Below are 23,424 nucleotides of genomic sequence, written 5' to 3'. Positions count from 1 at the left end.
CATGAAGGCCACCAAGATCCCGGCTGCCTGCGCCCCTTGGGTGCGTACGCGGCTGCGCACCGCCCCCGGTGTCTCAGCCTCCCTCGCGGTGCTGGTGTTCCTGACCGCCTTTCTCGCCGCCGCGTTCCCGCGGTCCGTGGACGCGTACGAGACGAAGGCGCTGCGCCACGACGTCGCGACCGCGTCACCGGGGCAGAGCGTGCTCGAGGTGACCACGCCAGCGCCGTCGCTCGCCGTGCCGCGCCCGGCGCGTGAGCAGGTCCTGCGGGAGGAGGCGCGGGCCGACGTCGACCGGGCGCTGGTGAAGGCTCTTCCCGACCCCGTACGGGCCGATCTGCCGCTCTCCTCCTACGGGGTGCACACCACGAAGCCGATCGTCGCGGAGGAGCCCTGGCTGCCCCGCCCCAACGCCAGACCTCCCCAGCTGCACTACGCCGCCCCGTCGGCGCTCGGCGAGCACAGCAGGCTGGCCGAAGGCCGCTGGCCCGTCGCGCGCGGCGAGGTGACCGCCACCACCCCCGAGGTGGAGGCCGCCGTCACCGAGCAGACCGCGGCGGAGCTGAAGATGAAGCCGGGTTCCACGATCACGGTGCCCACCCAGGCCGGGAAGCCGCTGACCGTACGCATCACGGGCCTGGTGACCCCGTCGCATCCGGAGAGCGGCTACTGGTCGGTCGACCCCCTCTACCGCGCCCCGTCCCTGATGCAGGACCCGGGCTCCCGGCCGCCGGTCCTCTACTGGACGGCGACGCTGTTCCTGGCTCCCGACGCCGCGCCGGCGCTGCTCGACACGATGGGCGAGCCCGAGCTGTACTGGCGCCTCTCCCCGGACCCCTCCGGGCTCACCACGGCCGACGCCCCCCGGCTGCGGGACGCCGTCTCCTCGCTGGAGAACGGCCCGGGGGTGCCGAAGCTGCGTGCCCTGGTGGGGCCCAACACGACGCTCACCACGGACCTGGACGCGATCCTCGACTCCTATGCGGCGATGCGCACCGCCATCGGCCCCGTGGTCACCGTCGCCGCCGTGGGGATCGGCGCGGTGGCCGCCGTCGTCCTGCTGATGACGGGCGGGCTGATCGGCGCCCGCCGCCACCATGAGCTGGCCCTGCTGCGCTCCCGGGGCGCCTCGCTGCGGGGCATCGGCGGGCGGCTGCTCGCCGAGACCGCGGTGGCCGTGCTGCCCGCCGCGGCGCTCGGACTGCTGCTGGCCGTGCTCCTCGTCGGCGAGGCACGGTTCCTGCCCGCCGCGGTGGGTGCCTGCGCCGTCGCCGCGCTCGTCTGCGTGGTGCTGCCGCTCCGTACCGCCCTGCACCACCGCAGGCCGCTGCTGCACGGCGCCCGCGACGACATGGTGGACGCCAGGCCCAGCCGGCGCCGTACGGTGGCCGAACTGACCCTGCTCGTCCTGGCGGTCGGCGCGGTCGCGGCACTGCGCCGCCGTGGTACGTCGACGGGCTCGGGCGCCGATCTGCTGGTCAGTGCGGCGCCGGTACTGGTCGGGCTGATCGCCGCGCTCGTTCTCGTACGGCTGTACCCGCTGCCTCTGCGGCTGGCGGCCCGCCCGGTGGCGCGGCTGCGCGGGGCGGTCGGCTTCCTGTCGCTGGCCCGCGCGGGGCGGGCCTCGTCGAGCGGCACTCTGCCCCTGCTGGCCCTGCTGATCGCGCTGACCACCGCCGCGTTCGGCGGCTCGGTGCTCGCGGGGGTCGCGGACGCCCGCGACGAGGCGGCGCTGCGGGCCGTCGGAGCGGACGCCCGGATCAGCGCGGAGGGCGGTCTTTCGCCGCTCTCCGACGGTTTCGTCCGGAAGGTGCGCGGGGTGCACGGCGTCGAGGACGTCACGGCCGTACGCGTCGAGTACGCGACCCCACTGGCGGCCGGCCTGGACGTCAGGTCGGACACGAAGCGCGCGACCCTGATGGGCGTCGACCCCGAGTCGTACGCGCGCCTGGCGCGCGGCACCGGGCTGCCGGCCGTGCCCGTGGCCGCGCTGAGGAGCGGACCGGGGCAGGACAAGGCGCTTCCCGCGATCGTCTCCCCCGGGCTCGCGAAGCGGCTCGGGGAGCAGCCGCACACCATCAGGTCGCAGGCGGGGGACATCAGTGTGCGGGCCGCCGGGGTGCTCACGCGTACCTCCGCGGTGAACGACTCGGAGTTCCTGATCGTCGACGCGAAGGGGCTCGCCCAGCCTGACCCCACGACGCTGCTGGTCACCGGTGCCTCGCTCGACGGGCGGAAACTGCTGGCCGCCGCGCGCGCAGAGGGGCCGGAGTTCAGGACGCTGCTGCGGTCGGCCGAGCGCGAGCGGTTCGTGGACACCCCGATGCAGTCGGGTGCCGAAGGGATCTACGGGGCGGCTGTCGGGGCGGGCGCCGGATTCGCGCTGCTCGCCGTGGGCCTCTCCCTGCTACAGACCGCCCCGGAGCGCACCACGCTCCTGGCCCGGCTGCGCACCATGGGGCTCACGACGCGGCAGGGGAGGCGGCTGCTCGCGTTCGAGGCGATGCCGCAGGCGCTGCTGGCCGCGTTCGGCGGGCTCCTCGTCGGCTGGGCGACCATCGCCCTGCTGGCACCTGGCGTCGATCTGGGCGCGCTGGCACTGGCCGGCGGCGACCCCTCGACGCCGGACACCGCCTCGCTGCGGGCCGACCTCCGGTCGCTCGTGCTCCCGGCGGTCGGCGTGGTCGTCCTCGCCGCCACCGTGGCCGGCGTCCAGGCGTGGTGGGCGAGCCGTCGTGGATCGATCAAGGAACTCAGGGCAGGAGACACCCGGTGACATCGTCGACAGAGACCACCCTGGCGGAGCTGGAACGACGGGCCGCGGCGCGCCGTGACCGGCCTTCGTACGGGCACGACGCCCTGATCGCCTGCGACCGGCTGGTGCGCGTCTTCTCCACGGACGGTGTGGAGGTGCAGGCGCTCCAGGGGCTCGATCTGCTGGTCACCGGAGGCGAGTTGATGGCCCTGGTCGGGGCCTCGGGCAGCGGGAAGTCGACCCTGATGAACATCCTGGCGGGCCTGGACGTCCCCACGGCGGGATCGGCGAAGGTGGCGGGCTGCGATCTGCTGGCGATGGGGCAGAAGGAGCGGCTGCGCTACCGCCGCGACGTCGTCGGCTTCGTCTGGCAGCAGACCTCCCGCAATCTGCTGTCGTATCTGACCGCCGTACAGAACATCACGCTCCCCATGCAGCTGCGTGGCGGCGGCCGCAACCGCGAACGGGCCGCTCGCGCCGAGTCGTTGCTGGAGATGCTGGATGTCTCCGACTGCCGCGACCGCCGCCCCGCGCAGATGTCCGGCGGCCAGCAGCAGCGGGTGGCGATCGCGGTGGCCCTGGCCAACAACCCGTCGGTGCTGCTCGCCGACGAGCCGACGGGTGAGCTGGACTCCGCGACCGGCGAGCAGGTGTTCGCCGCGTTCCGGCGTGCCAACGAGGAGCTCGGCACGACGATCGTCATCGTCACCCATGACCAGGCGGTGGCGAGCGAGGTGCGCCGCACGGTCGCGATCCGCGACGGCCGTACGTCATCGGAGGTGCTGCGGCGCACCGAGGTGGACGCGGCGACGGGGCAGGAGTCCCAGGTGGCGCGGGAGTACGCGATGCTCGACCGGGCGGGCCGCCTCCAGCTGCCCGCCGACTACACGGAGGCGCTGGGCATGGAGCACCGGGTGATGCTGGAGCTGGAGCAGGACCACATCGGGGTGTGGCCGGACGCGCCGAAGGAGTAGGCCGGGGCGGAGAGGCTCAGGCCGTGCCGACCGTCACGGCGAGAGCGCCGAGGCCGCCACCGCCCGATCCACGCAGGGCGATCGAGCCGAACGGGGTGCGCAGCCGCAGCCAGGACCCTGCCGTGAGCAGCGCGACGGGGAAGTCGGGCGCCGGGCGCAGGAAGCCGAGCGACTGCGCGGCGTGCACGGCGCGCAGCGGAAGCTCCGTGTCCCCGACCGTCCGGGACCAGATGTCGCGGCCGATCAGGTCGCGTTCCGCCCGGGTGCGCCGGTCCTCGGGCAACGCCGCGTCGCGGGACCGGAATTCGGCCACGGCGTCGGTGAGCCGGGTGCGCAGGTCGACGGGGTCCGGCAGCCCGGGGCGTTCCTGCCAGCCGCCGCGCGGCGGCAGCATCCCGGCCCATGGCGGCCCGGTGACGGGTGCGGGCAGGGAGCAGACCGCTTCGCCGGCCCCTTCCGCGTCGAGCGCTTCGAGTTCCGTGTCGAGCGCTTCGAGGAGTTCACCGGCCGAGACCGTGACGTCGAAGTCGTGGTCCCCGGACAGCCCCGCGGTGCGGATCGCGAGGACGTCGAACGACGGCGGCCGGCCGAAGACGGCCAGCGCGCCGCCGCCCGCCTGGAGGCGGACGGCGGCGGCCCGGTCGTAGTGCAGCAGCCGGCCGAGGAAGGCGGCGAGATCCGCCGCCTCCCTCGCGTCGGCGAACCGCGGCGACCGTACAGGCAATGTCATGCGACGGCGGGCTCCTGGTCGAGGTACTCCTGAAGGAAGAGCTTCTCCTCGGCGGTGATCCGCCGGGGCCGCTCCTCGGCCAGGTCGTAGGGCACGACGACCGTCGACGCCCGTACGTACACCTGCTCGGGGTCCTTGACCTCGTAGGCGATCGTCAGGGACGCCGCGGTGATCTTCGTGACCCAGGACTCGATGGTCACCGGGGCGTGCCGGTGGACCAGCGGGCGCACGTAGTCGATCTCGTGCCGGGCCACGACGGACCCGCCGGCGAAGGACGGCGAGCCGTCCCCCGGCGCCAGCCGGAACATGAAGTCGATGCGCGCCTCCTCCAGGTAGCGGAGGAAGACCACGTTGTTCACGTGGCCGAAGGCATCCATGTCCGACCAGCGCAGCGGGCAGCTGTAGATATGACGGGCCAACTCGATCAGCCTCGCGTGAGCTTCTTGTACGTGGCGCGGTGCGGACGGGCCGCGTCCGCACCGAGTCGCTCGACCTTGTTCTTCTCGTACGACTCGAAGTTGCCCTCGAACCAGTACCACCTGGAGTCGCCCTCGTAAGCCAGGATGTGCGTGGCGACGCGGTCCAGGAACCAGCGGTCGTGGGAGATGACCACGGCCGCACCGGGGAACTCCAGCAGAGCGTTCTCGAGCGAGGACAGGGTCTCGACGTCGAGGTCGTTGGTGGGCTCGTCGAGGAGCAGCAGGTTGCCGCCCTCCTTGAGCGTCAGCGCCAGGTTCAGGCGGTTGCGCTCACCACCGGAGAGGACACCGGCCGGCTTCTGCTGGTCCGGGCCCTTGAAGCCGAACGCGGAGACGTACGCCCGCGAAGGCATCTCGACCTGGCCGACGTTGATGTAGTCCAGCTCGTCCGACACGACGGCCCAGAGGGTCTTCTTCGGGTCGATGTTGGCGCGGGACTGGTCGACGTAGGAGATCTTGACCGTGTCGCCGACCTTGATGGCGCCGGAGTCGGGGGTCTCCAGGCCCTGGATCATCTTGAACAGCGTGGTCTTGCCCGCGCCGTTCGGACCGATGACGCCGACGATGCCGTTGCGCGGCAGCGTGAACGACAGGTCGTCGATGAGGACCTTGTCGCCGAAGGCCTTGGAGAGGTTCTCGACCTCGACGACGATGGAACCGAGCCGCGGGCCCGGCGGGATCTGGATCTCCTCGAAGTCCAGCTTCCGCATCTTGTCCGCCTCGGCCGCCATCTCCTCGTAACGGGAGAGACGGGCCTTGGACTTGGTCTGACGGCCCTTGGCGTTGGAGCGGACCCACTCCAGCTCTTCCTTGAGGCGCTTCTGACGCTTCTCGTCCTTGCGGCCCTCGACCTTGAGACGGGTCTGCTTCTTCTCCAGGTACGTGGAGTAGTTGCCCTCGTAGGGGATGGCGCGGCCACGGTCGAGCTCGAGGATCCACTCGGCGACGTTGTTCAGGAAGTACCGGTCGTGAGTCACGGCGATGACGCAGCCCGCGTACTTCGAGAGGTGCTGCTCCAGCCAGTTCACCGACTCGGCGTCGAGGTGGTTGGTGGGCTCGTCGAGGAGGAGGAGGTCCGGGGCCTCGATCAGCAGCTTGCAGAGCGCGACGCGGCGCTTCTCACCGCCGGAGAGGGTGGTCACGGGCCAGTCGCCGGGCGGGCAGCCCAGGGCGTCCATGGCCTGCTCCAGCTGGGCGTCGAGGTCCCAGGCGTTGGCGTGGTCCAGGTCCTCCTGGAGCTTGCCCATCTCGTCCATGAGCGCGTCGGAGTAGTCGGTCGCCATGAGCTCGGCGACCTCGTTGAAGCGCTTGAGCTTGCCCATGATCTCGGCGGCGCCGTCCTGGACGTTCTCCAGGACGGTCTTCGACTCGTCGAGCTCCGGCTCCTGCATGAGGATGCCGACGCTGAAGCCGGGCGACAGGTACGCCTCGCCGTTGGACGGCTGCTCGAGGCCCGCCATGATCTTCAGCACCGTGGACTTACCGGCGCCGTTGGGCCCGACGACACCGATCTTCGCGCCCGGCTGGAAGTTCAGGGTGACGTCGTCGAGAATCACCTTGTCGCCGTGCGCCTTGCGCGTCTTGCGCATGGTGTAGATGAACTCAGCCAAGAGAAACCGTCCGGCAGCAATAGAGGTGTGGGCAGATACACCCATCTTGCCTGACGTCCGCACCCGGACGGAAACCCGTCCGGTCCCCGGAACGCTCCGCACGCGCCCGGCCGGACCCCCGGGAGCGGCCCCCGGAACGCGAAGAGCCCGGTACGGAGGTCCGTACCGGGCCGTTCACCGGCGCATTCGCGCTGCGCCTGCGCTCAGTGACTCACCGCTCGGTCACTCAGCGCTCGGTCACTCACCGCTGTCCTGCGGCTTCTTCCGCCGGAGGAAGAAGACCGCGCCGCCGCCGAGGACGACGAGGGCGATGGCGACACCCGCGATGACCGGGGTGGCGCTGGAGCCGCCGGTCTCGGCGAGGTCGCCCTCGGCGCCGGTGGAGCTGGTGCCGGTCTGGGCGGGCACGGGCTCGGAGCCGCTCTGGGTGGTGATGTCGTCACCCGGGACGGGGGCGCCCGCGGTCTCGCAGTCCAGGACGCCCTTGAAGTTCTTGCTGAAGCCGCCGGGGCCGGTGATCGTGAAGTCGTACGCCTGGTCCTCGGCGACCGGGATCGTCACCGTGCGGGTCTCGCCCGCCGCGATGGTGTGCTCGGTGCCGGCCAGCTCGAAGGTGAACGCCTCGTCGCCCTTGTTGCTCGCCGTGATGTCCACGCCGCCCTTGGCGCAGTTCTTCTGCGCGGTGAGCGCGGGGACCGCGCCCTTCTCGGCCCAGGTGGCGCTCGCCGTCGCGGTGACCGTGGACTCGCTGGAGCCGGCGAGGATCATGGTCTGGCTCTTGGTCAGCCCGGCGAAGACCCGGCCGACGGGCACCGACGTGGTGGCCTGGACGGTCAGCGAGGCGGAGCTGTCCGCGGCGTCCTCGGGGATGTCGAAGTAGAGGCCGGTGCCGTCGGCCGCCTCGGTGACCGGCTTGCCGTCCTTGTCGGTGACCTCGACCCCGCTCGCGGCGGCGTCGGCGGGCGGGGTCACCGAGACCTGGCCCGCGTCCGTGCGCACGGTGACCGGGCCGACCCGCTCACCGGCCTTGCCGGAGACCGCGGCGGGCTCCAGTGCCACGGAGGCCTTGGGCTCCTCGACGCTCTGCGCCGTCCGCTCGAGCCAGTCGGCCAGCTTCTCCGCGTGCCCGTCCTTGGCCTCGACATCGGCCTTGTCCGAGAAGCGCCAGATCGCGACCTGGGTGCCCGCGGCCGCCGTCTTCGCGGTGAGCGGCCCGGTGCCGGCCTCGTCGGCGAGCTCCGCGAGGTCGTCGACCTGCGGGTAGGAGTGCTGCAGGATCCAGCGGATCTTGCCCGCGTTCTCGTTGCCGCCGAGCGAGGTCTGGTCCCAGGGGGTCTCCAGGTACTTCGCCCGGTCCTGGGTGGGGTTGTGGATGTCGATGCAGTACGTCTTCAGCTGTCCGCCGCCGTCGACGCCCAGCTCGAACAGCCCGGCGGGAAGCTCCTGCGTCGTGCCCGCCTCGCCGGCCTCGCCGTCGGTGTGGAGCACGGCGCTGTCATACGTCTTCAGCCCGTCGAGCACTGCGGTCGCCCCGCCCTGGTGCTGACCCGTCTCGTCCGTCGTCGCCGTAGCCGCCGTGGCGCCGACGAGGGTTCCCGCAGCCACCAGCCCGGTGACCAGCATCGCGGCCGCCCCTCTGACGAGGCCGCGGCCCCGCCCCGCACCGGCAGGCCCCTGGCCGTGACGCCTGCTCCCGCTCCGGCTCCCTATGGAGCCCTCCGTCGCCGCCGACGACGACGAAGTGGATGCTGAAGACACAGAAAACACAGAATTCCCCTCCGGGCGGGACCTTCACGCTTGATGCGCGTGTGGGAGGTGTCCCGCCAGCAAACTCAAGTGCCGCATGAGTACTGGGGAATCGTAAGGAGCGAGCGAAGGGGATTCCCCCGTCATGCCGTCAGATAAGCATTCCGACTCATAATCGTTATAGCCCTGTTCGGCGCGCCCCCTCCCCTTCAGGACACCGATGCCATTTCCGTGGCCGGGTTCTGACGATGAGTAGGCGCCGTCAGTGCGGGGTCCGCTCTGGCCACCCGCCGGAACGCCGCCGTCCCCCTGGTCAGATCGTGTCCCACCGCCTGTGCCTCGATGTCCACGGAGGTCTTCCACACCCCGTCGCGCTCCTCCTCACGCACCTTCAGACGGCCGTGCACGACGAGCGGCTCCCCGACCGAGACCGACCCGGACAGATTGGCCGCCAGCGTCCGCCGCGCCCACACCGTGTAGAAACTGGTGCGGCCGTCCGTCCAGGCCTGCTGCTCCCGGTCCCACCGCCGGGGCGTCACCGCCAAACGGAATCGCGCCGTCGGCCCTGTGGCCGCCTCCCGGAAGTCCACCGCTGTCGCGGCGTTTCCCACCAGCGTCACCAACGTCTCGTTCATTTCCGCTCCCCCGATTCCTGCCGCATTCCGTCCGCTTTCCGTCCCGCTGTCCGCCCTGCACCGGTGCGGTGCGATGACGTGCGATCCGGTGCGTCTGTCCGACCGCTGCGAACCATGCTGGACCGAAAGCGGGAATCCCGCGGAGGCTGTGGATTACCCGCCGGTTGTGGACAACTCCGTCACCGCCACATACCGTTCCCGCACCTCGCGGTAGCGCGCCAGTTCCGCCGCCACCGGGTCGAGGACCCTGACCCTGCCGCATCCGGCCGCGGCCTCGCGGAGCCGCCTCTCCGCCTCCTGCCCGTACCGGCGCGCGGGCCCCCGTGCCGCGGCCGCGCACGACCACTCGACGAGCGGCCCGCCGACCACTCCGGCCAGCATGAGCAGGGCCGGGGTGAGCAGGCCGGGTTCGAGCACGCCCACGATCTGGCCGAGCAGCCACAGTCCGCCGAAGATCTGGAGCAGCGTCATCGAGGCCTGTGCGAGCACCGCCGCGGGCCACCACGCCGGGCGGGGCGGCCTGGCGCCACGGCCGCCCAGGGCCCCGGCGGCCGGCACGGCTCCCCTGTCCGCGGACCCGGACCCGGAAGCGGGAGCGGGAGCGGAACCGGAACCCGAACCGCGCTTCCCCCGACCCGCCGCCGTACCCGTTTCACCCGAACCCTGTACGCCCGAACCCACGGAAGCGGACCTCGCGTCCCCGTTGCCCCCACGGCCCCGCCCCCCGCCTCCCGCCGCCTGCGCGTTCCGCGACAGCTCGTCCAGCGCCTCCGGCAGCCCCTTCGCCCCGGTCACCGCCGTCTCGCGCACGGCCTGCGCCCACGGCGTGGGCAGCCCGTCCACCGCGTCGTCCGCCAGCTTCCGCACGGCCTGCTCCACCCGCTGCCGGGCGGTGAGCTCCTCCTCCGGCGGTGCGAGCACCTGCGCCATCAGCTCCAGGCCGCCGCCCAGCTGCCGGGTGGACTCGTACCAGCGCCACAGCCGCAGCCAGGGCGTCCCGCAGGCCCGCCCCGCGTTCCTCCGCCACTCCCGCTCCGCCGCCTGCCCGGCCGCCGCCGCGCCGACGGCTTCCGCGAGCCGGTCGGTGAACTCCTCGCGGGCCCGCTCGCCGAGACCGGGCCGTCCCTCGGCGACGTACACCGGCCGGAGCCGCGCGGCGGCCGCGTCCACGTCGGCGGAGAGCCTGCGTGCCGCCGCCGTACGGGCCTGGACGAACGTGCCGAGCAGCTCGCGCAGGTCCGCCACCCCTGCCCCGGTGAGCGCGGACAGGGGCATGACCGTGGCGCCCGGCTCACCGTGCTCCCCCACAGCCATGCCGTCCTCGTCGAGCAGCCGGCGCAGATCGTCGAGGACCAGGTCGGCGGCCTCGCCTGGGAGCCGGTCGATCTGGTTGAGCACGACGAAGGAGATCTCGGCGTGCCCGGCGAGAGGCCGCAGATAGCGTTCGTGCAGTGCGGCGTCGGCGTACTTCTCCGGGTCGACGACCCAGATCACCGCGTCTACCAGGGCCAGCACCCGGTCCACCTGGTCCCGGTGGCCGGTCGCCGCGGAGTCGTGGTCGGGCAGGTCCACCAGGACGAGCCCCTGCAGCGCCTCGTCGGTGGCCGTGCCGCCCTGCACAGGCCTGCGCCGGAGCCTGCCGGGGATGGCCAGCCGGTCGAGCAGTCCGGCGGCGCCGTCGGTCCAGCTACAGGCGATCGGGGCCGAGGTCGTGGGCCTGCGCAGCCCGGTGTCGGAGATCTGAACGCCCGCGAGCGCGTTGAAGAGGGTCGACTTCCCGCTGCCGGTGGCCCCCGCGACAGCGACGACCGTGTGCCGGGAGGAGAGCCGCTGCCGGGCCGACGCCTCGTCGAGCACCCGGCCCGCCTCGGCGAGGGTGTCCCCCTCGAGCCGGGCGCGGGAGAGTCCGACCAGTTCACGCAGCGCGTCCAGCCGGGGCCGCAGCGGGCCGCCGGGCAGTCCGTACGCCTCGACCTGGGGGTCCGGGTCGTCGTCCTGGGGTGTCGGCTCGGCCTCCGCGCTCTCCTTCGCCGCCTCGGCGGCCCGGCGCGCAATGAGGCCGTCGTCCCAGCGCCGGCCGTCGCCCCCGTCGGCGTCCTTCGCGTCCTCGTGCTCCGGACCCTGCCCGTGATCCCGGCCCTGGTCAGTGACGGCAGTCATCGCTGCCACCTCTCCTTCTGCAGTACGGACAGCGCGGCGATGAGTTCGGACTGCGGCTCGGGAGCGACGTCGAGCGCGTCCAGCGGGGCGAGCCGCCGGTCGCGCTCACCGTGCATGACCCGGTCCAGGCAGTCGGTGAGCAGCGCCCCGCCCTTGTCGCGGAGGCGCAGCGCCCCCTGGGCGCCGATCCGTTCGGCGAGCTGTTCCCCCGCCCCCCTGGCGCGGCGCCCGCCGAGGAGGGCCGCGGCGAGCAGTGCGGCCACCGTCTCGGCGTCGGGCGCGGCATTGCGTTCGAGCAGCCGCGCCTCCTCCTCGGCCAGTTCCTCCAGGACCCGCCGCCAGCGCCGTACGGCCATGCCGATCCGGCCCTGGATGTCCTCGGCCGGCCCCCACCCGCCGGCCTCCCGGCCGGCGTCCTCGAAGCGGAAGATCCCGGCGGCGGGCTCCCGCTGCCAGGTCGTACGGATCTGCTCGTCGGAGGCCGCCACGGCGCACTGGAGCAGGGCCACCAGGCTTTCCACGAGTGCGTCCAGCAGCTCCCCGGCGGTGCTGTAGAGCGGATATCCGCGCCACCGGGTGCGGGCGCCGCCGGCGAGCACCGCGCCGTCGCGGAGCCGCCGTCGCACCCGCGACAGCTCCTTCCCGTACGCCTCCTCGACGACGCCGGTCAGCCGCACGGCCGCGGCGTACTGCGCTGCGACGGCCCCGGCCAGCTCGGGCATCCTCACGTCGAGCGAGTCGATGACCCCGGACGCCGTACGCCCCACGGCCTGCTGACGGGCCGCCGGATCCTGCGCCCGGTGGGTGAGCCAGGCACGCAGGGGCGCGACGGCGGTGGTGGGCAGCAACCCGCTGCCGCCACCCGCTGACTCGGGAAGCTCCGGAATCGTGAAGCGGGGCACCTCGCCCAGGCCGGCCCGGGTGAGCAGCGCGGCGTACTGCCGGGACACCTCGGCGATCACCTGGTGCGGCACCCGGTCGAGGACCGTGACCAGGGAGGCGTCGTACTCCTTTGCGGTGCGCAGCAGATGCCACGGCACGGCGTCCGCGTACCGGGACGCGGTGGTCACCATGACCCACACGTCGGCAGCGCAGATGAGTTCGGCGGCCAGGACCCGGTTCCGTACGACGAGGGAGTCGATATCGGGGGCGTCCAGGAGCGCGAGTCCCCGGGGCAGGGTCGCAGCGGTCTCCACACGCAGCACGGTGTCGTCGCCACCCTCGGCCCCGAGGTGGTCGAGCCCGTCCGGGTCGGGGACCTGCCCCGGGGGCAGCCACACCCGGGTCAGCTGCGGGAGCACCCGCACCCCCGCGAACCAGTGGTGGTCGTCCGGGTGGCAGACGAGAACGGGGGTCCGCGTGGTCGGGCGCAGCACACCGGCCTCACTGACCCGGCAGCCCACCAGCGAGTTGACGAGTGTCGACTTGCCCGCTCCGGTGGATCCCCCGATCACCGCGAGCAGAGGTGCCTCGGGATCCTTGAGCCGGGGTACGAGGTAGTCGTCGAGCTGGGCGAGCAGTTCGGTCCGCGTCTGCCGGGCGCGTGGAGCCCCCGGCAGCGGAAGTGGAAGACGCACGGCAGCGACACGGTCGCGCAGGGCGGAAAGTGCGTCGATGAGCTGGGGCCGTACATCCATGGTTACCACATGTGAAGAATGCCCAATTTTGACGCCTTTTTGAAGCGTATAGGCCCCTCTGCGCGGCGAATCCACCCCAGGGGACAGCCGGGGGACAGCCGGGGGACAGAGGGGACGAGTGGGGCGCAGGCATAACGAGTGCACAACACCCGGGGCGCGAGGCGCGAAAAGCGATGCATGAATCGCACCTACCTGCGATTATCGGTTCGCTTCACTGAACCTCCACATCGTGCCACGCAGGTGAAGCAACGGGGACAGGGTGAACTGAGCCCTATCCTTGTCCCCGCAAGGTCACGGATGGCTTGAACCAGCGCCTTCCGGGACACCAGGCCGACACCCGGCCCCCGTAGCTCAGTGGATAGAGCAGGCGCCTTCTAAGCGCTTGGCCGCAGGTTCGAGTCCTGCCGGGGGCGCACAGCGCGCACCACTTTGAGGCCCTCCGACCCGGAGGGCCTTTTTGCTGGTCAGACGCACACTAGAGAGTGGCCCGTAGCGGGCGCGTAAGCGCCGGACCGGCCCCGGGTGGCTATGAGCGACGGTCCGGCGCTGTCCGGCTGTCACCGGGTTTCCACGGGTGGCCACGGAGAATGCACGGAGAAGTTTTCTGCGCCCCCATCAGCCCTGGTCGGGCAGTTCGGGGAGGCCTTCCCCGGCCTCCATCCGCTTCTTGAGTCCGGAGAGCTGACCGGACACGCAGCGGGCATGGACGGCAGGCAGGACCGGCACGCTGTTCCCCGCCCACTCCGTGAGGGGCTCTTTCATGTCCGGATGCACAACGCTCCAGGAGCAAGCGCCTTCACCTGGTCGCGGTCGTGGGCACAGACGGACCTCGCTCCCCGACTGCAACGGCCCCGTCGGCGAATCCATGCCCGAACACGATGCAGCACCAGGTAGCACACCTCCGACTATCGTGGACAGCATGACAGCGCAGCCGGAGATCACTCAGCGCGATCTGCGCATCCGTTCCAAAGAGATCATGGATGCCGTCCAGGGAGGACAGGCGTTCACCGTCACCCGCGACGGACACCGTCTCGGCGAGCTGATCCCGCTCCGCCGCCGTCGCCGGTTCGTTCCCCGTGCCGAGTTCGCAGCCATGTCACGCACCGCCGCTGACATCTCACCGGACGCCTACCGCGACGACCAGGACGCCGCCGTCGAGCAGGAGCTGGACGACCCCTATGCCCGTTGAGCACGAGCAGGGACTGCTCGATACCGACATCATGATCCTGCGCAAGTGGATCGACGCCGACGAGTTGCCTGCCGAGATGGCCATCAGCGCCATCACACTCGCGGAACTCTCCGCCGGCCCCCACCAGGTACGCGGCAGCGACGAGCAGAGCGACTACGACGAACACGCCGAGCGGGCCCGCCGCATGGACGTCCTGCAGCGCGCAGAGAACGAATTCGACCCGATCCCCTTTGATGTGGAGGCGGCCCGTATCTACGGCAGGATCTGCGCCGCTGTCGTCTCCGCAGGCCGCAAACCCCGTCGCCGTGTGGCCGACCTGATGATCGCCGCCACCGCAGCCGCCGAGGAGCTTCCCCTCTTCACCACCAACCCCGACGACTTCAAGGGCCTCGACGATTTGATCACCATCGTGCCCGTAACCCGGCCCGCGATCCTGCACGACCGGTAGCACCGCTCACGCGTGCCCCCTCGGCCCATGATGAGCCGGGCAGTTCCCAGCCAATGCGCGCATGAAGTGACAGCAAGCGCCCTGACGGCTTTCGTTCGCGAACGGCATGCAAGCAGGTCAAAGCACCGTGGCGAAGGCGGCGTAGCGAAGGCGTGAGCGCCGGACCGTCCCCAGGTCACGGCGGGGACAGTCCGCCGGCGTCCGGCTGCCACCGGGTTTCTCCGGGTGACCACGGTGGACAGGTCGTGGCGTTCCCCGGTCAACACGGCCGCGCCGGGAACAGCCGGTGCGGCCGGCACGGTTGCACCGACCGAGGGACCGGCACCGCACGAGCGGGAAACACGGAGACCACAGGTCGTCCGCCGCGCGGGGCCCGGCCCCAGGATCGCGGTGCGCCCGCCGCGCACCCCGTAAGACATATTTCCGTAGGAGGAATGCTTCATGACTGACCGGCCCTTGACGCTCATGGCAGTACACGCCCACCCCGACGACGAGGCCACCAGCACCGGAGGCGTCCTCGCGCGGTACGCGGCGGAAGGCATCCGCACGGTCCTCGTGACCTGTACCGACGGCGGTTGCGGCGACGGACCGGGCGGTGTCAAGCCCGGCGATCCGGGACACGATCCGGCAGCCGTCACCTTGATGCGCCGTCAGGAACTCGAGTCGAGCTGCGCCGTCCTGAAGGTCAGCGATCTGGAGATGCTGGACTACGCCGACTCCGGAATGATGGGCTGGCCGAGCAACGACGCCCCCGGATCCTTCTGGCAGACCCCTGTGGAGAAGGGCGCCGCCCGACTCGCGGAACTCATGCGGCACTACCGGCCCGACGTGGTCGTCACCTATGACGAGAACGGCTTCTACGGCCACCCCGACCACATCCAGGCCCACCGCATCACGATGGCGGCTCTTGAGCTGACCGAGCTGACGCCGAAGGTGTACTGGACGACGATGCCCCGCTCGGGGATGCGGCGGTTCGGCGAGATCATGCGCGAGTTCCACCCGGACATGCCGGAGCCGGATCCCGCCGAGGCCGCCGCGATGGCCGAGATCGGCCTCCCCGACGACGAGATCACCACATGGGTGGACACCACCGCGTTCAGCGGCCAGAAGTTCGACGCGCTGGCCGCGCACGCCAGTCAGGGCGACAACATCTTCTTCCTCAAGATGGGCCAGGAGAAGTTCGGCGAGCTGATGGGCATGGAGACCTTCGTACGGGTCAAGGACGCCTCCGGCGCGGCTGTGCCCGAGAACGACCTCTTCGCCGGACTGCGCTGATCCGCCCGTCCGGCCGGGGCCCGGAGAAGCTCACCGGCCGCACGGCGTGACCGAGCGGAGTCACGCCGGATAGGGATTCGCCTCGCGCGCCGACCGGAGGGCGCCCGCCCACCACGCCAGTTGCTCGAGCAGCGTCTTGGCGTACCCGGGGGCCCCGGGGTCGAGGGGGCGGCCGCCCTCCCATGCCGTGAAGCAGTTCGGGAAGGCGAGGCCGTCCCGGATCGTCACGGCGTGCAGTTCGGTCAGCACGTTCTCCAGGTGCAGCACCGCATGCCGGCCGCCCGCCGCCCCGCCGTGACTGACGAAGGCCATGTCACCGACCGCCCCCGACTTGCCCGACCGCCGCGAATGCGGTTCCTTCGAAGGTGGGGGCGCGTGTGTCCCGCTCTTCCCTCGGTTGGAGGTGACCCCCGTGCTGTTCACCGACCGTACGGATGCCGGGCGGCAGCTCGCCGCGGCACTGCGGCACCTGGAGCGGCGCGATCCCGTCGTCCTGGGGCTGCCGCGCGGCGGGGTCCCGGTGGCGTACGAGGTGGCGCAGGCTCTCGGCGCCCCGCTCGATGTGATCGTGGTCCGCAAACTCGGGGTGCCGTACCACCCGGAGCTGGGGTTCGGCGCCATCGGCGAGGGCGGGGTGAAAGTCATCAGCGACGAGATCGTCCGCCACGCCGGGGTCCGGGAGAAGGACCTCGAGGCCGTGGAGCACGCCGAGGAGGCGGAGCTCCTGCGTCGGGCGCACGCGTACCGGGAGGGCCGGCCCCGTCTGCCGCTGAAGGGGCGCGCGGTGGTCGTGGTGGACGACGGGGTCGCCACCGGGGCGACCGCGAGGGCGGCCTGCCGGGTGGTGCGGGCACAGGGTGCCGCCCATGTCGTACTGGCCGTGCCGGTCGCGTCACCGGATGTCGCCGCCAGGCTCCGCGAGGACGTCGACGAAATCGTCTGTCTCTCCACACCGGACCTCTTCTCAGCCGTGGGTGAGTGGTACCGGGACTTCTCCCAGACCTCCGACGAGGAGGTCGTCTCACTGCTGGCGCGCGCTTCGGGAGGTGTCGCCACGGCCGAGGAGGTCGAGATCGACGCGGGCGGGGTCACACTCCCCGGGGATCTCACGCTGCCCAGGGACGCGGGGGCGGTGGTGGTGTTCGCCCACGGTTCGGGCAGCAGCCGCCACAGCCCGCGCAACCGCGCCGTGGCCGGGGCGCTCAACCGTGCAGGCCTGGGCACCCTGCTCTTCGACCTGCTCACGCCCGGGGAGGAGACCGACCGGGCCAATGTCTTCGACATCGGGCTGCTGGCCGGTCGGCTGGCGGACACCACCGGCTGGCTGAGGCGCCGGGTCTCACTCCCGGTCGGCTCCTTCGGAGCGAGCACGGGCGCGGCAGCGGCGCTGCGGGCCGCCGCCGCGGCCGACTCGGGTGTCGGCGCCGTGGTCTCCCGTGGCGGGCGCCCCGATCTGGCCGGAGCCGGTCTGTCGACGGTACGCGCGCCCACCCTGCTCATCGTGGGCGGCGACGACACCACGGTGATCGGCCTCAACCAGCAGGCACAGGCGGCACTGCACTGCGAGAACCGGCTGGAGATCGTCCCGGGCGCCACGCACCTGTTCGAGGAGCCGGGCGCCCTGGACCGGGTCGCGGACCTGGCCCGGGACTGGTTCACCACGCATCTGGTGCGGCCGGCCGGCTGACGCCCCGGTCGCCCTGTATCAGGGGCGGACCACCGCCTTCCCGTACGGCACCAGCCGCACCGGCCCGACCAGGCCGTACTTCTGCCGCTGCGCCACACCGAAGACGGGGGCGTTCGACACCCGCAGCCGGTTGAGGAGGGTCGTGGCGACCTCCACCTCGATCGTGTTGGTGCCGGCGCGCAGATACGGACCTACGTCGACGGTGGTGGTCACCTGGTCCGCGGGCGGCAGATGGCGCCCGTTGACGGTGACCCGGTAGGTGTCGAAGACCTCGCCCAGCTCCAGCGTCGCGCCGTGGCCGCCGGTCCATGGCCGGCCGAGGCGGACGGTGGAGCGGTAGCGGCCGATGCCGGAGGAGTCGGCGAGCTCCGGGATCTCCGTCCAGGGGACGAGCCCGTCGATCTCGACCGTGCGGCGGGTCCTGCTGGTGGTGGAGGAGGTGGCGCCGGGCGTCCAGTCCTCGGCCGTCAGCGTCCAGCGGGTCAGCGGAACCGGTTCGGGTACGTCCCCGATGCGCGCCCGGAGCGTACGGCCGTCGCCGAGCGTCGTCGCGTACGTCCCCGGGCGGGTGTCCCGGATCTCGATCCCGCCGTTCCCGGCGCGGCGCACCTCGGCCGCTTCGGACCCGGTGGCGTGCCACTTCGGGGCCGGGCCGGTGGCCCAGCGGCCGGGGCGGGCGGTCGCGATGATCGTGGTCGCGCCGGGTTCGAGGGTGATGCGGAGCCGCAGTCGCCCGTCGGGGAGCCGGGTGTACAACGCGAGCGGCTCGATGGTGCCGGTCCACGCGTCGAGGCGGTAGGGGACGGCGTCGCGGTGGCGGGTGGTGAGGGTGACGTCGTGGCTGATGCGGGTGCCGGTCGAATTCTTCCTGCTGACGGCGTCGTTGGCGAAGAAGTAGTAGTCGGCGTCGGTGTCGGCCCGGTGGTTGTGGAGCAGCATCGAGGACTCGGCGTACTCGACGTCGCGGGTGAGTCCGAGGGCGGCGATGCCCTGCGGGACGTCGGGACGGTCGGGGACGTTGCTCACGGTGGGCAGCGCGAGGAGTTCGCGGATCAGGGCGATGAGCCTCTCGTTGTCGCCGGTGCGGGGCATGCCCGGCACGTGGCCGTCGCTCCAGTCGCCGATGACGATGACCGGCAGGCCCTTGCGGGCGTAGCCGATGAGCTTCTCGGCGACGTCGGCCTGGAGGGTGTGTTCGCGTCCGATCATGACGTCGCCGTCGACGAGCAGCGCCTTGTAGGCGGGCCCTTCGGGGGCGAGCCTGCCGTTCTTCACGACGGCGTTCGGGAGGTCGAGCAGGCGCGGGCTGAGGAAGAGGTGGGTCCAGCCCACGGGGATCCCGTCGGCGGTGAACCAGGACGCGCCGAGCCCGGAACCGGCGTAGCCCTTCTGCCGGAGGACGCCGACGTCGACCTTGTTGACTCCGGTCTGCAGCACGTGCTGGGTGCGGCTCAAGTACCCGGCGATGTCGGGGAAGTGGCCCCAGGTGGGCTGCCGCGGGCCCCAGGCCTCGCCGTAGCCCGTGCCGCCGTTGTACGGGGAGAAGGCGGCGAAGCCGGGCCAGGCGGCACCGGGTGCGGAGGCGTACGCGAAGCCGTGGAAGACGGCCTGGTTGACGCCGGCGGCGTACTGGGTGACGAGCTTCTTGAGTGTGGCGTCCCAGGTGGTGGCGTAGGCGCCGCCGGCGGTGCCGCCGGCCTCGTTGGAGAGGATGAGCTTGCCGCCCATGTCCCGGCCGCCGGCCAGGGTGCGGAAGTCGTCGAGGTTCTTGAAGCCGAGCGACTCGCCCTCGGAGATGTCGAGGAGGGCCGCCTTGTACATGGCGTCGGTCTGGAGTCCGTAGGGCTGGATGCGCAGTTGGAGCCCGAGGCTGTGGGCCCATTTCTGCACCGGCCGCAGGTGGTTCTCGACGTACAGCTCGGTGACGACCTCCATGAAGTCCCGCCGGATCGCCTTGTCGGTGACGGCGTCGAAGGCGAAGACGTACTTCTCCTTCGTCTGGAGGAGCGCGGGGAGATACGGGGAGAGGGCGTAGCCCATGCGGCGTTCGAACTCGGCCTCGATGCGCGGGGTCCAGAGCGTGGCGTCGGTCTCCATCTCGATGGAGTCCTCGAAGAGCGCGCCGCCGTTCTCCCGCAGCAGCGCGCGCATGCGGGAGGTGAGGATGTGCTCCTCCCAGTGGTCGATGACCGCGCGGGTGCCCGCCGCGCCGAAGTGGTCGACGACGTAGCTGAGCGGGTCGGTGTGCGCGGGGCCCTCGGGGCGCTGGCCGGAGCCTCGCTCCCAGCAGGCGATGACGAGCCAGGTGCCGTCGTCGGGGGCCGTCCACTCCAGGGTCCCGGCGGCCGGCACACGGGCCGTGAGATCGGTGACGGTGCCGAGGTCGAGCTGTACGGGGGTGGCGGTGGGCGAGGTGCCGGCGGTGACCCGGGCGGCCTGGACGCGGTGGAGCGCCCGGGCGGTGACACCGGAGCTCGGGGCAGTGACGGGCTCGGGCAGCGGCCCGGAGAGCGCGGTGCCGGCGGGGAGGACCGTGACGCCGTGGGCGAGTTCCTTGGCGGCGCCCGGGCTGTCGGGCGTGATCCCGGGGACGGCGGCGGGCCAGGCCGGACCGAGGGTGAGGTCGACGACGATGCCGCGCTTACGGGCCCGCCCGAGGGCGGTCTCGACGGCGTCGGTCCAGGCGCGGGTGCCCCAGCCGTGACGCACGGGATCGATGGGTTCGGAGAGGCTGTGGGTGACGGCGGCGATCTCGACCCCGCCGAATCCGGCTGCCGCGATCTGGTCGATCTCGCGCTCGATCTCGTCGGCGTCGACGAGGGCATCCGGCCACCACCAGCGGAACTTGGGGCGCACGGGGGCGGCGGGGGCGGCGAAGCGGCGGGCGAAGGCGCCCCTGACGGCGGGGCCGGCGGCGGGCGACGCGGGTGCGGCGACCGCCGCGCCTCCGGAGAGGGGCAGTGCGGCGAGCGCACCCGCCGCCGCGGCCATCCTGAGGACGGCCCGCCGACGGAGGCTGGTCCCCGGGCCTGTTCCGCCGTCCGCCCCGCCCTCCGCCGCCGGCTCGTTGCCGGCCGTTTCGCCGCGGCCCGGTCTCTGCTGCATCTCGCCACCCCGCCTGGTTCGCCCGTGCCCGCACGCATGTCACCCACGCAGGACACACCTACATGTTTTAACGATTCAATATCCTGAGCTGGAACATATGTGACCACTGCGGCTACCACAAGAGGTGTGCACGATGTCTCCCTCCGCCAGCACCCCCGGCGCAGACGCACGAGCACCCAACAGTGCGCGGATAGAGGGGCAAACCAGCGCCTGACGCCCGGCCGGCCACTTCCGGCGTGAAGTCTTGACGCTCGCCACAACAGCACCTAGCTTGCCACCGGACGCCGTAAAACGTTTCAACTCACCCTTGGGGCTGCTTCGTTCGCAGCCGACCGGCCCTCGGCTTCCGACGGCCGTTCCCCGCTGGAAGGAGCCCGGTCCTTGACTGCCTCGCCTCCCCCGCATCCGTACCGCCCGCCGATCCCTTCCCGCCGCCAGGTGCTGACCGCGACAGCGGCGACCACGGCGGCCCTTGCGCTGACCGGCGGCACCGCGACGGCCGCGTCCGGGGCGGCACCGCCCACGGCGGCGGCCGGCGCGGCGGCCGTCCCCCCGGCACTCGCCCCGCTGCCCCTGGGCGACGTCCGCCTGCTGGACAGCCCGTTCCGCGACAACATGCGGCGGACCTGCGCCTATCTGCTCTTCGTCGATCCGGACCGGCTGCTGCACACCTTCCGCCTCACCGTGGGGATCGCCTCGGACGCCGAGCCCTGCGGAGGCTGGGAGGCGCCCGACGTCCAGCTGCGCGGGCACACCACCGGCCATCTGCTGTCCGCCCTGGCCCAGGCCCATGCCCATACCGGCGAGGAGGCCTACGCCGTCAAGGCCCGTCACATCGTGGCCGCGCTCGCCGAGTGCCAGGCGGCGGCGCCCACCGCCGGATACCGGCCGGGGTACCTCTCCGCCTTCCCCGAGGAGACCTTCGACCAGCTCGAAGCGGGCGGGAAGCCGTGGGCCCCGTACTACACGCTGCACAAGGTGATGGCGGGGCTGCTCGACCAGTACCTCCTCTGCGGTGACACCCAGGCCCTGGACGTGGTGCGCGCCATGGCCCGCTGGATCGACGGCCGGACCGGGGCCCTCCCGTACGACCGGATGCAGACGGTCCTGAAGGTCGAGTTCGGCGGCATGAACGAGGTGCTGACCAACCTCTTCCTGGCGACCGGCGACCCGGCCCACCTGGTGACGGCCCGGCGCTTCGACCACGAGGAGCTGTACGGGCCGCTGGCCGCCGGCCGGGACGAGCTGGCGGGGCGGCACGCCAACACCGAGATCGCCAAGATCGTCGGGGCGGCCCGGAGTTACGAGGCGACCGGGGAGCGCCGCTACCGCGACATCGCCACCTACTTCTGGAAGACCGTCGTCGACGCCCACTCGTACGCCATCGGCGGCAACTCCAACCAGGAGCTCTTCGGGCCGCCGGGCGAGATCGTCAGCAGGCTGTCGGAGGACACCTGCGAGAACTGCAACAGCTACAACATGCTGAAGCTCGGGCGGCAGCTGTTCCTGCAGGACCCGGAGACGGCCGCCTACATGGACCACTACGAGTGGACGCTGGTCAACCAGCTCCTCGCCGAGCAGGACCCGGACTCCGCGCACGGCTTCGTCACGTACTACACGGGCCTGTGGGCGGGGTCGCGCAGACAGCCCAAGGGCGGACTCGGATCCGCACCCGGCAGTTACAGCGGGGACTACGACAACTTCTCCTGCGACCACGGCACGGGCCTGGAGACCCACACGAAGTTCGCCGACTCCGTCTACTTCCGGTCGGCAGAGGGCGGCGGCAGCGGTGACGAGCTGTACGTCAACCTCTACATCCCCTCCGAGGTCCACTGGCGCGAACAGGACGTGACGCTGCGCCAGTCCACACCCGATCCGGCCGGCGACCTCACCCGGCTCACCGTCACCGAGGGCGGCGGCAGATTCGCGCTGCGGCTGCGGATACCGGGCTGGCTGGCCGACGGAAAGGGCCGGACGGCCTCCGTGCGTGTCAACGGGCGCCCGGTGGGCGGGGATCCGGCCGAGCCGGGCACCTACTTCACGATCCGCCGCACCTGGAAGCGCGGAGACACGGTGGAGCTCCACCTGCCGCGCGAACCCGTCTGGCGTCCCGCCCCCGACAACCCGCAGGTCCAGTCGGTCTCCTACGGGCCCCATGTGCTGGCGGGTGCCCACGGTGACGCCGAGCCGGCGACCGTTCCGCTCGTACGGCCCGGCTCGCTGCGGCCGGCCACCGGGCCGGCCGGCCGGGCCGGGGAGTTCACCGCGCTCGCCGACGGGCAGCGGCTGCGTCTGCTGCCCTTCCACCGCGTCCATCACCAGAACTACTCGGTGTACTGGGCCGTCGCGCCCCGCCCGTCCCGTCCGCGCGAGGTGGTGCGTCACACCCTGGACGAGGGCGCGGGCACCACGTCCGCCGACCGGACCGGCTCCTTCCCGCCCGCGCGGCTCGCGGACGGGGCGTCCTGGACCGGCGGGGGCCCGGACGGCCGCCACGCCGTCGCGCTGGACGGCACCGGCGGCCATGTCGTCCTGCCAGGGTCCGTGCCGTCCGGACTCGACGCGCTCACCGTGAGCGTCCGCGTCCGTCTGGACAGCCTCGCCGACTCGGCCCGGGTCTTCGATCTCGGCTACCACAAGGCCACGTACCTCTTCCTCACCCCGCGCACCGGGGCGGGCAGGGCACGCGCCGCGCTGAAGATCTCCGGCATGGAGGGCGAGGACGTCGTCGACGCGGCGGGCCCCCTGCCCACCGGCCGCTGGATCCACGTCGCGCTGACCATCGGCGCAGGCACCGCGGTGCTGTACGTCGACGGGGCCGAGGCCGGCCGCAACGCGGCTATGACCCAGAGTCCGCTGCTCCTCGGCGCCTCCACCCGCAACTACCTGGGCCGTTCGCAGAACTCCACGCACCCGGCCCTGCACGGCGCGGTCGCCGACTTCCGGCTGCACAACCGGGCCCTGACGGCGGCGCAGGTCGCCGCCCTCTGAATCCCT

General features: G+C 72.1%; 16 protein-coding genes, 1 tRNA gene and 1 pseudogene. 8 read left to right on the top strand and 10 right to left on the bottom strand.

Annotation, left to right across the window (positions count from 1 at the left end; genetic code table 11):
* Position 1: 1 nt before the first annotated feature.
* The gene (locus ACIREO_RS04020) at positions 2 to 2,773 is read left to right on the top strand and encodes an FtsX-like permease family protein (protein WP_404104680.1); all 2,772 of its coding nucleotides are present in this window, start codon (positions 2 to 4) and stop codon (positions 2,771 to 2,773) included.
* Positions 2,770 to 3,726, top strand: a complete 957-nt coding sequence (locus ACIREO_RS04015) for an ATP-binding cassette domain-containing protein (RefSeq protein WP_404104677.1) — start codon at positions 2,770 to 2,772, stop codon at positions 3,724 to 3,726. The genes ACIREO_RS04020 and ACIREO_RS04015 overlap by 4 nt, the downstream gene beginning before the upstream one ends.
* A gap of 16 nt (positions 3,727 to 3,742) precedes the next feature.
* Here the strand turns inward: ACIREO_RS04015 and ACIREO_RS04010 are convergent, their stop codons facing one another.
* The 7 genes from ACIREO_RS04010 to ACIREO_RS03980 form a co-directional block, all read right to left on the bottom strand.
* On the bottom strand, positions 3,743 to 4,456 hold the full coding sequence (locus tag ACIREO_RS04010; RefSeq protein ID WP_404104674.1) for a hypothetical protein: 714 nt from the start codon (positions 4,454 to 4,456) through the stop codon (positions 3,743 to 3,745).
* Positions 4,453 to 4,875, bottom strand: coding sequence for an acyl-CoA thioesterase (locus ACIREO_RS04005; protein WP_404104671.1), 423 nt, complete (start codon positions 4,873 to 4,875; stop codon positions 4,453 to 4,455). Before ACIREO_RS04005 ends, ACIREO_RS04010 begins: the two co-directional genes overlap by 4 nt.
* 5 nt (positions 4,876 to 4,880) lie before the next feature.
* Positions 4,881 to 6,545 (bottom strand): energy-dependent translational throttle protein EttA, encoded by a 1,665-nt coding sequence (ettA, locus tag ACIREO_RS04000; protein ID WP_404104668.1) that lies wholly within the window; start codon positions 6,543 to 6,545, stop codon positions 4,881 to 4,883.
* A gap of 237 nt (positions 6,546 to 6,782) precedes the next feature.
* Complete coding sequence (locus tag ACIREO_RS03995; RefSeq protein ID WP_404104665.1) at positions 6,783 to 8,168, bottom strand: LAETG motif-containing sortase-dependent surface protein; 1,386 nt, start codon at positions 8,166 to 8,168, stop codon at positions 6,783 to 6,785.
* 332 nt (positions 8,169 to 8,500) lie between these two features.
* Positions 8,501 to 8,926, bottom strand: coding sequence for a single-stranded DNA-binding protein (locus tag ACIREO_RS03990; RefSeq protein WP_404104663.1), 426 nt, complete (start codon positions 8,924 to 8,926; stop codon positions 8,501 to 8,503).
* A 153-nt stretch (positions 8,927 to 9,079) separates the two neighbouring features.
* Positions 9,080 to 11,086, bottom strand: a complete 2,007-nt coding sequence (locus tag ACIREO_RS03985; protein WP_404104661.1) for a GTPase — start codon at positions 11,084 to 11,086, stop codon at positions 9,080 to 9,082.
* Complete coding sequence (locus ACIREO_RS03980; RefSeq protein WP_404104659.1) at positions 11,083 to 12,723, bottom strand: ATP-binding protein; 1,641 nt, start codon at positions 12,721 to 12,723, stop codon at positions 11,083 to 11,085. The genes ACIREO_RS03985 and ACIREO_RS03980 overlap by 4 nt, the downstream gene beginning before the upstream one ends.
* A gap of 340 nt (positions 12,724 to 13,063) precedes the next feature.
* Here ACIREO_RS03980 and ACIREO_RS03975 point away from each other — a divergent pair.
* Positions 13,064 to 13,136, top strand: a tRNA-Arg gene (locus tag ACIREO_RS03975).
* Positions 13,137 to 13,338: 202 nt separating this feature from the next.
* On the opposite strand, the gene ACIREO_RS03970 is transcribed toward ACIREO_RS03975, so the two are convergent.
* Positions 13,339 to 13,485, bottom strand: a complete 147-nt coding sequence (locus ACIREO_RS03970; protein ID WP_404104656.1) for an integrase — start codon at positions 13,483 to 13,485, stop codon at positions 13,339 to 13,341.
* A gap of 157 nt (positions 13,486 to 13,642) precedes the next feature.
* On the opposite strand from ACIREO_RS03970, the gene ACIREO_RS03965 reads away from it, so the two are divergent.
* The 3 genes from ACIREO_RS03965 (at position 13,643) to ACIREO_RS03955 (ending at position 15,635) form a co-directional block, all read left to right on the top strand.
* Positions 13,643 to 13,912: a prevent-host-death protein gene (locus tag ACIREO_RS03965; protein WP_404104654.1), complete on the top strand. Its 270-nt coding sequence runs from the start codon at positions 13,643 to 13,645 to the stop codon at positions 13,910 to 13,912.
* A complete protein-coding gene (locus ACIREO_RS03960; protein WP_404104651.1) occupies positions 13,902 to 14,360 on the top strand; it encodes a type II toxin-antitoxin system VapC family toxin in 459 nt (152 codons plus the stop codon). Before ACIREO_RS03965 ends, ACIREO_RS03960 begins: the two co-directional genes overlap by 11 nt.
* Positions 14,361 to 14,801: 441 nt before the next feature.
* Entirely contained in the window at positions 14,802 to 15,635 is an 834-nt protein-coding gene (locus ACIREO_RS03955) for a PIG-L family deacetylase (RefSeq protein ID WP_404104648.1), read from the top strand.
* Positions 15,636 to 15,695: 60 nt separating this feature from the next.
* Here ACIREO_RS03955 and ACIREO_RS03950 read toward each other — a convergent pair.
* A pseudogene (locus ACIREO_RS03950) lies at positions 15,696 to 15,947 on the bottom strand (NADPH-dependent oxidoreductase); the annotation flags it as partial.
* Between the two features lie 100 nt (positions 15,948 to 16,047).
* On the opposite strand from ACIREO_RS03950, the gene ACIREO_RS03945 reads away from it, so the two are divergent.
* Positions 16,048 to 17,322, top strand: a complete 1,275-nt coding sequence (locus tag ACIREO_RS03945) for a phosphoribosyltransferase family protein (protein ID WP_404104646.1) — start codon at positions 16,048 to 16,050, stop codon at positions 17,320 to 17,322.
* Between the two features lie 18 nt (positions 17,323 to 17,340).
* Here the strand turns inward: ACIREO_RS03945 and ACIREO_RS03940 are convergent, their stop codons facing one another.
* Positions 17,341 to 20,427, bottom strand: a complete 3,087-nt coding sequence (locus ACIREO_RS03940) for a glycosyl hydrolase (RefSeq protein ID WP_404104643.1) — start codon at positions 20,425 to 20,427, stop codon at positions 17,341 to 17,343.
* A gap of 381 nt (positions 20,428 to 20,808) precedes the next feature.
* On the opposite strand from ACIREO_RS03940, the gene ACIREO_RS03935 reads away from it, so the two are divergent.
* A complete protein-coding gene (locus tag ACIREO_RS03935; RefSeq protein ID WP_404104640.1) occupies positions 20,809 to 23,418 on the top strand; it encodes a beta-L-arabinofuranosidase domain-containing protein in 2,610 nt (869 codons plus the stop codon).
* Positions 23,419 to 23,424 lie beyond the last annotated feature (6 nt).

It is taken from the genome of Streptomyces sp. NPDC102441 (assembly GCF_044765585.1).
Lineage (GTDB): Bacteria > Actinomycetota > Actinomycetes > Streptomycetales > Streptomycetaceae > Streptomyces.
This window is presented reverse-complemented; position numbering and strand designations above follow the sequence as displayed.

Excerpts from the sequence above, each read along its gene's own strand:
- ACIREO_RS04020 (WP_404104680.1), top strand. The coding sequence starts at position 2 with ATGAAGGCCACCAAGATCCCGGCTGCCTGCGCCCCTTGGGTGCGTACG.
- ACIREO_RS04010 (WP_404104674.1), bottom strand. The coding sequence starts at position 4,456 with ATGACATTGCCTGTACGGTCGCCGCGGTTCGCCGACGCGAGGGAGGCG.
- ACIREO_RS03995 (WP_404104665.1), bottom strand. The coding sequence starts at position 8,168 with ATGCTGGTCACCGGGCTGGTGGCTGCGGGAACCCTCGTCGGCGCCACG.
- ACIREO_RS03990 (WP_404104663.1), bottom strand. The coding sequence starts at position 8,926 with ATGAACGAGACGTTGGTGACGCTGGTGGGAAACGCCGCGACAGCGGTG.
- ACIREO_RS03985 (WP_404104661.1), bottom strand. The coding sequence starts at position 11,086 with ATGACTGCCGTCACTGACCAGGGCCGGGATCACGGGCAGGGTCCGGAG.
- ACIREO_RS03980 (WP_404104659.1), bottom strand. The coding sequence starts at position 12,723 with ATGGATGTACGGCCCCAGCTCATCGACGCACTTTCCGCCCTGCGCGAC.
- ACIREO_RS03970 (WP_404104656.1), bottom strand. The coding sequence starts at position 13,485 with ATGAAAGAGCCCCTCACGGAGTGGGCGGGGAACAGCGTGCCGGTCCTG.
- ACIREO_RS03965 (WP_404104654.1), top strand. The coding sequence starts at position 13,643 with ATGACAGCGCAGCCGGAGATCACTCAGCGCGATCTGCGCATCCGTTCC.
- ACIREO_RS03960 (WP_404104651.1), top strand. The coding sequence starts at position 13,902 with ATGCCCGTTGAGCACGAGCAGGGACTGCTCGATACCGACATCATGATC.
- ACIREO_RS03955 (WP_404104648.1), top strand. The coding sequence starts at position 14,802 with ATGACTGACCGGCCCTTGACGCTCATGGCAGTACACGCCCACCCCGAC.
- ACIREO_RS03940 (WP_404104643.1), bottom strand. The coding sequence starts at position 20,427 with ATGCAGCAGAGACCGGGCCGCGGCGAAACGGCCGGCAACGAGCCGGCG.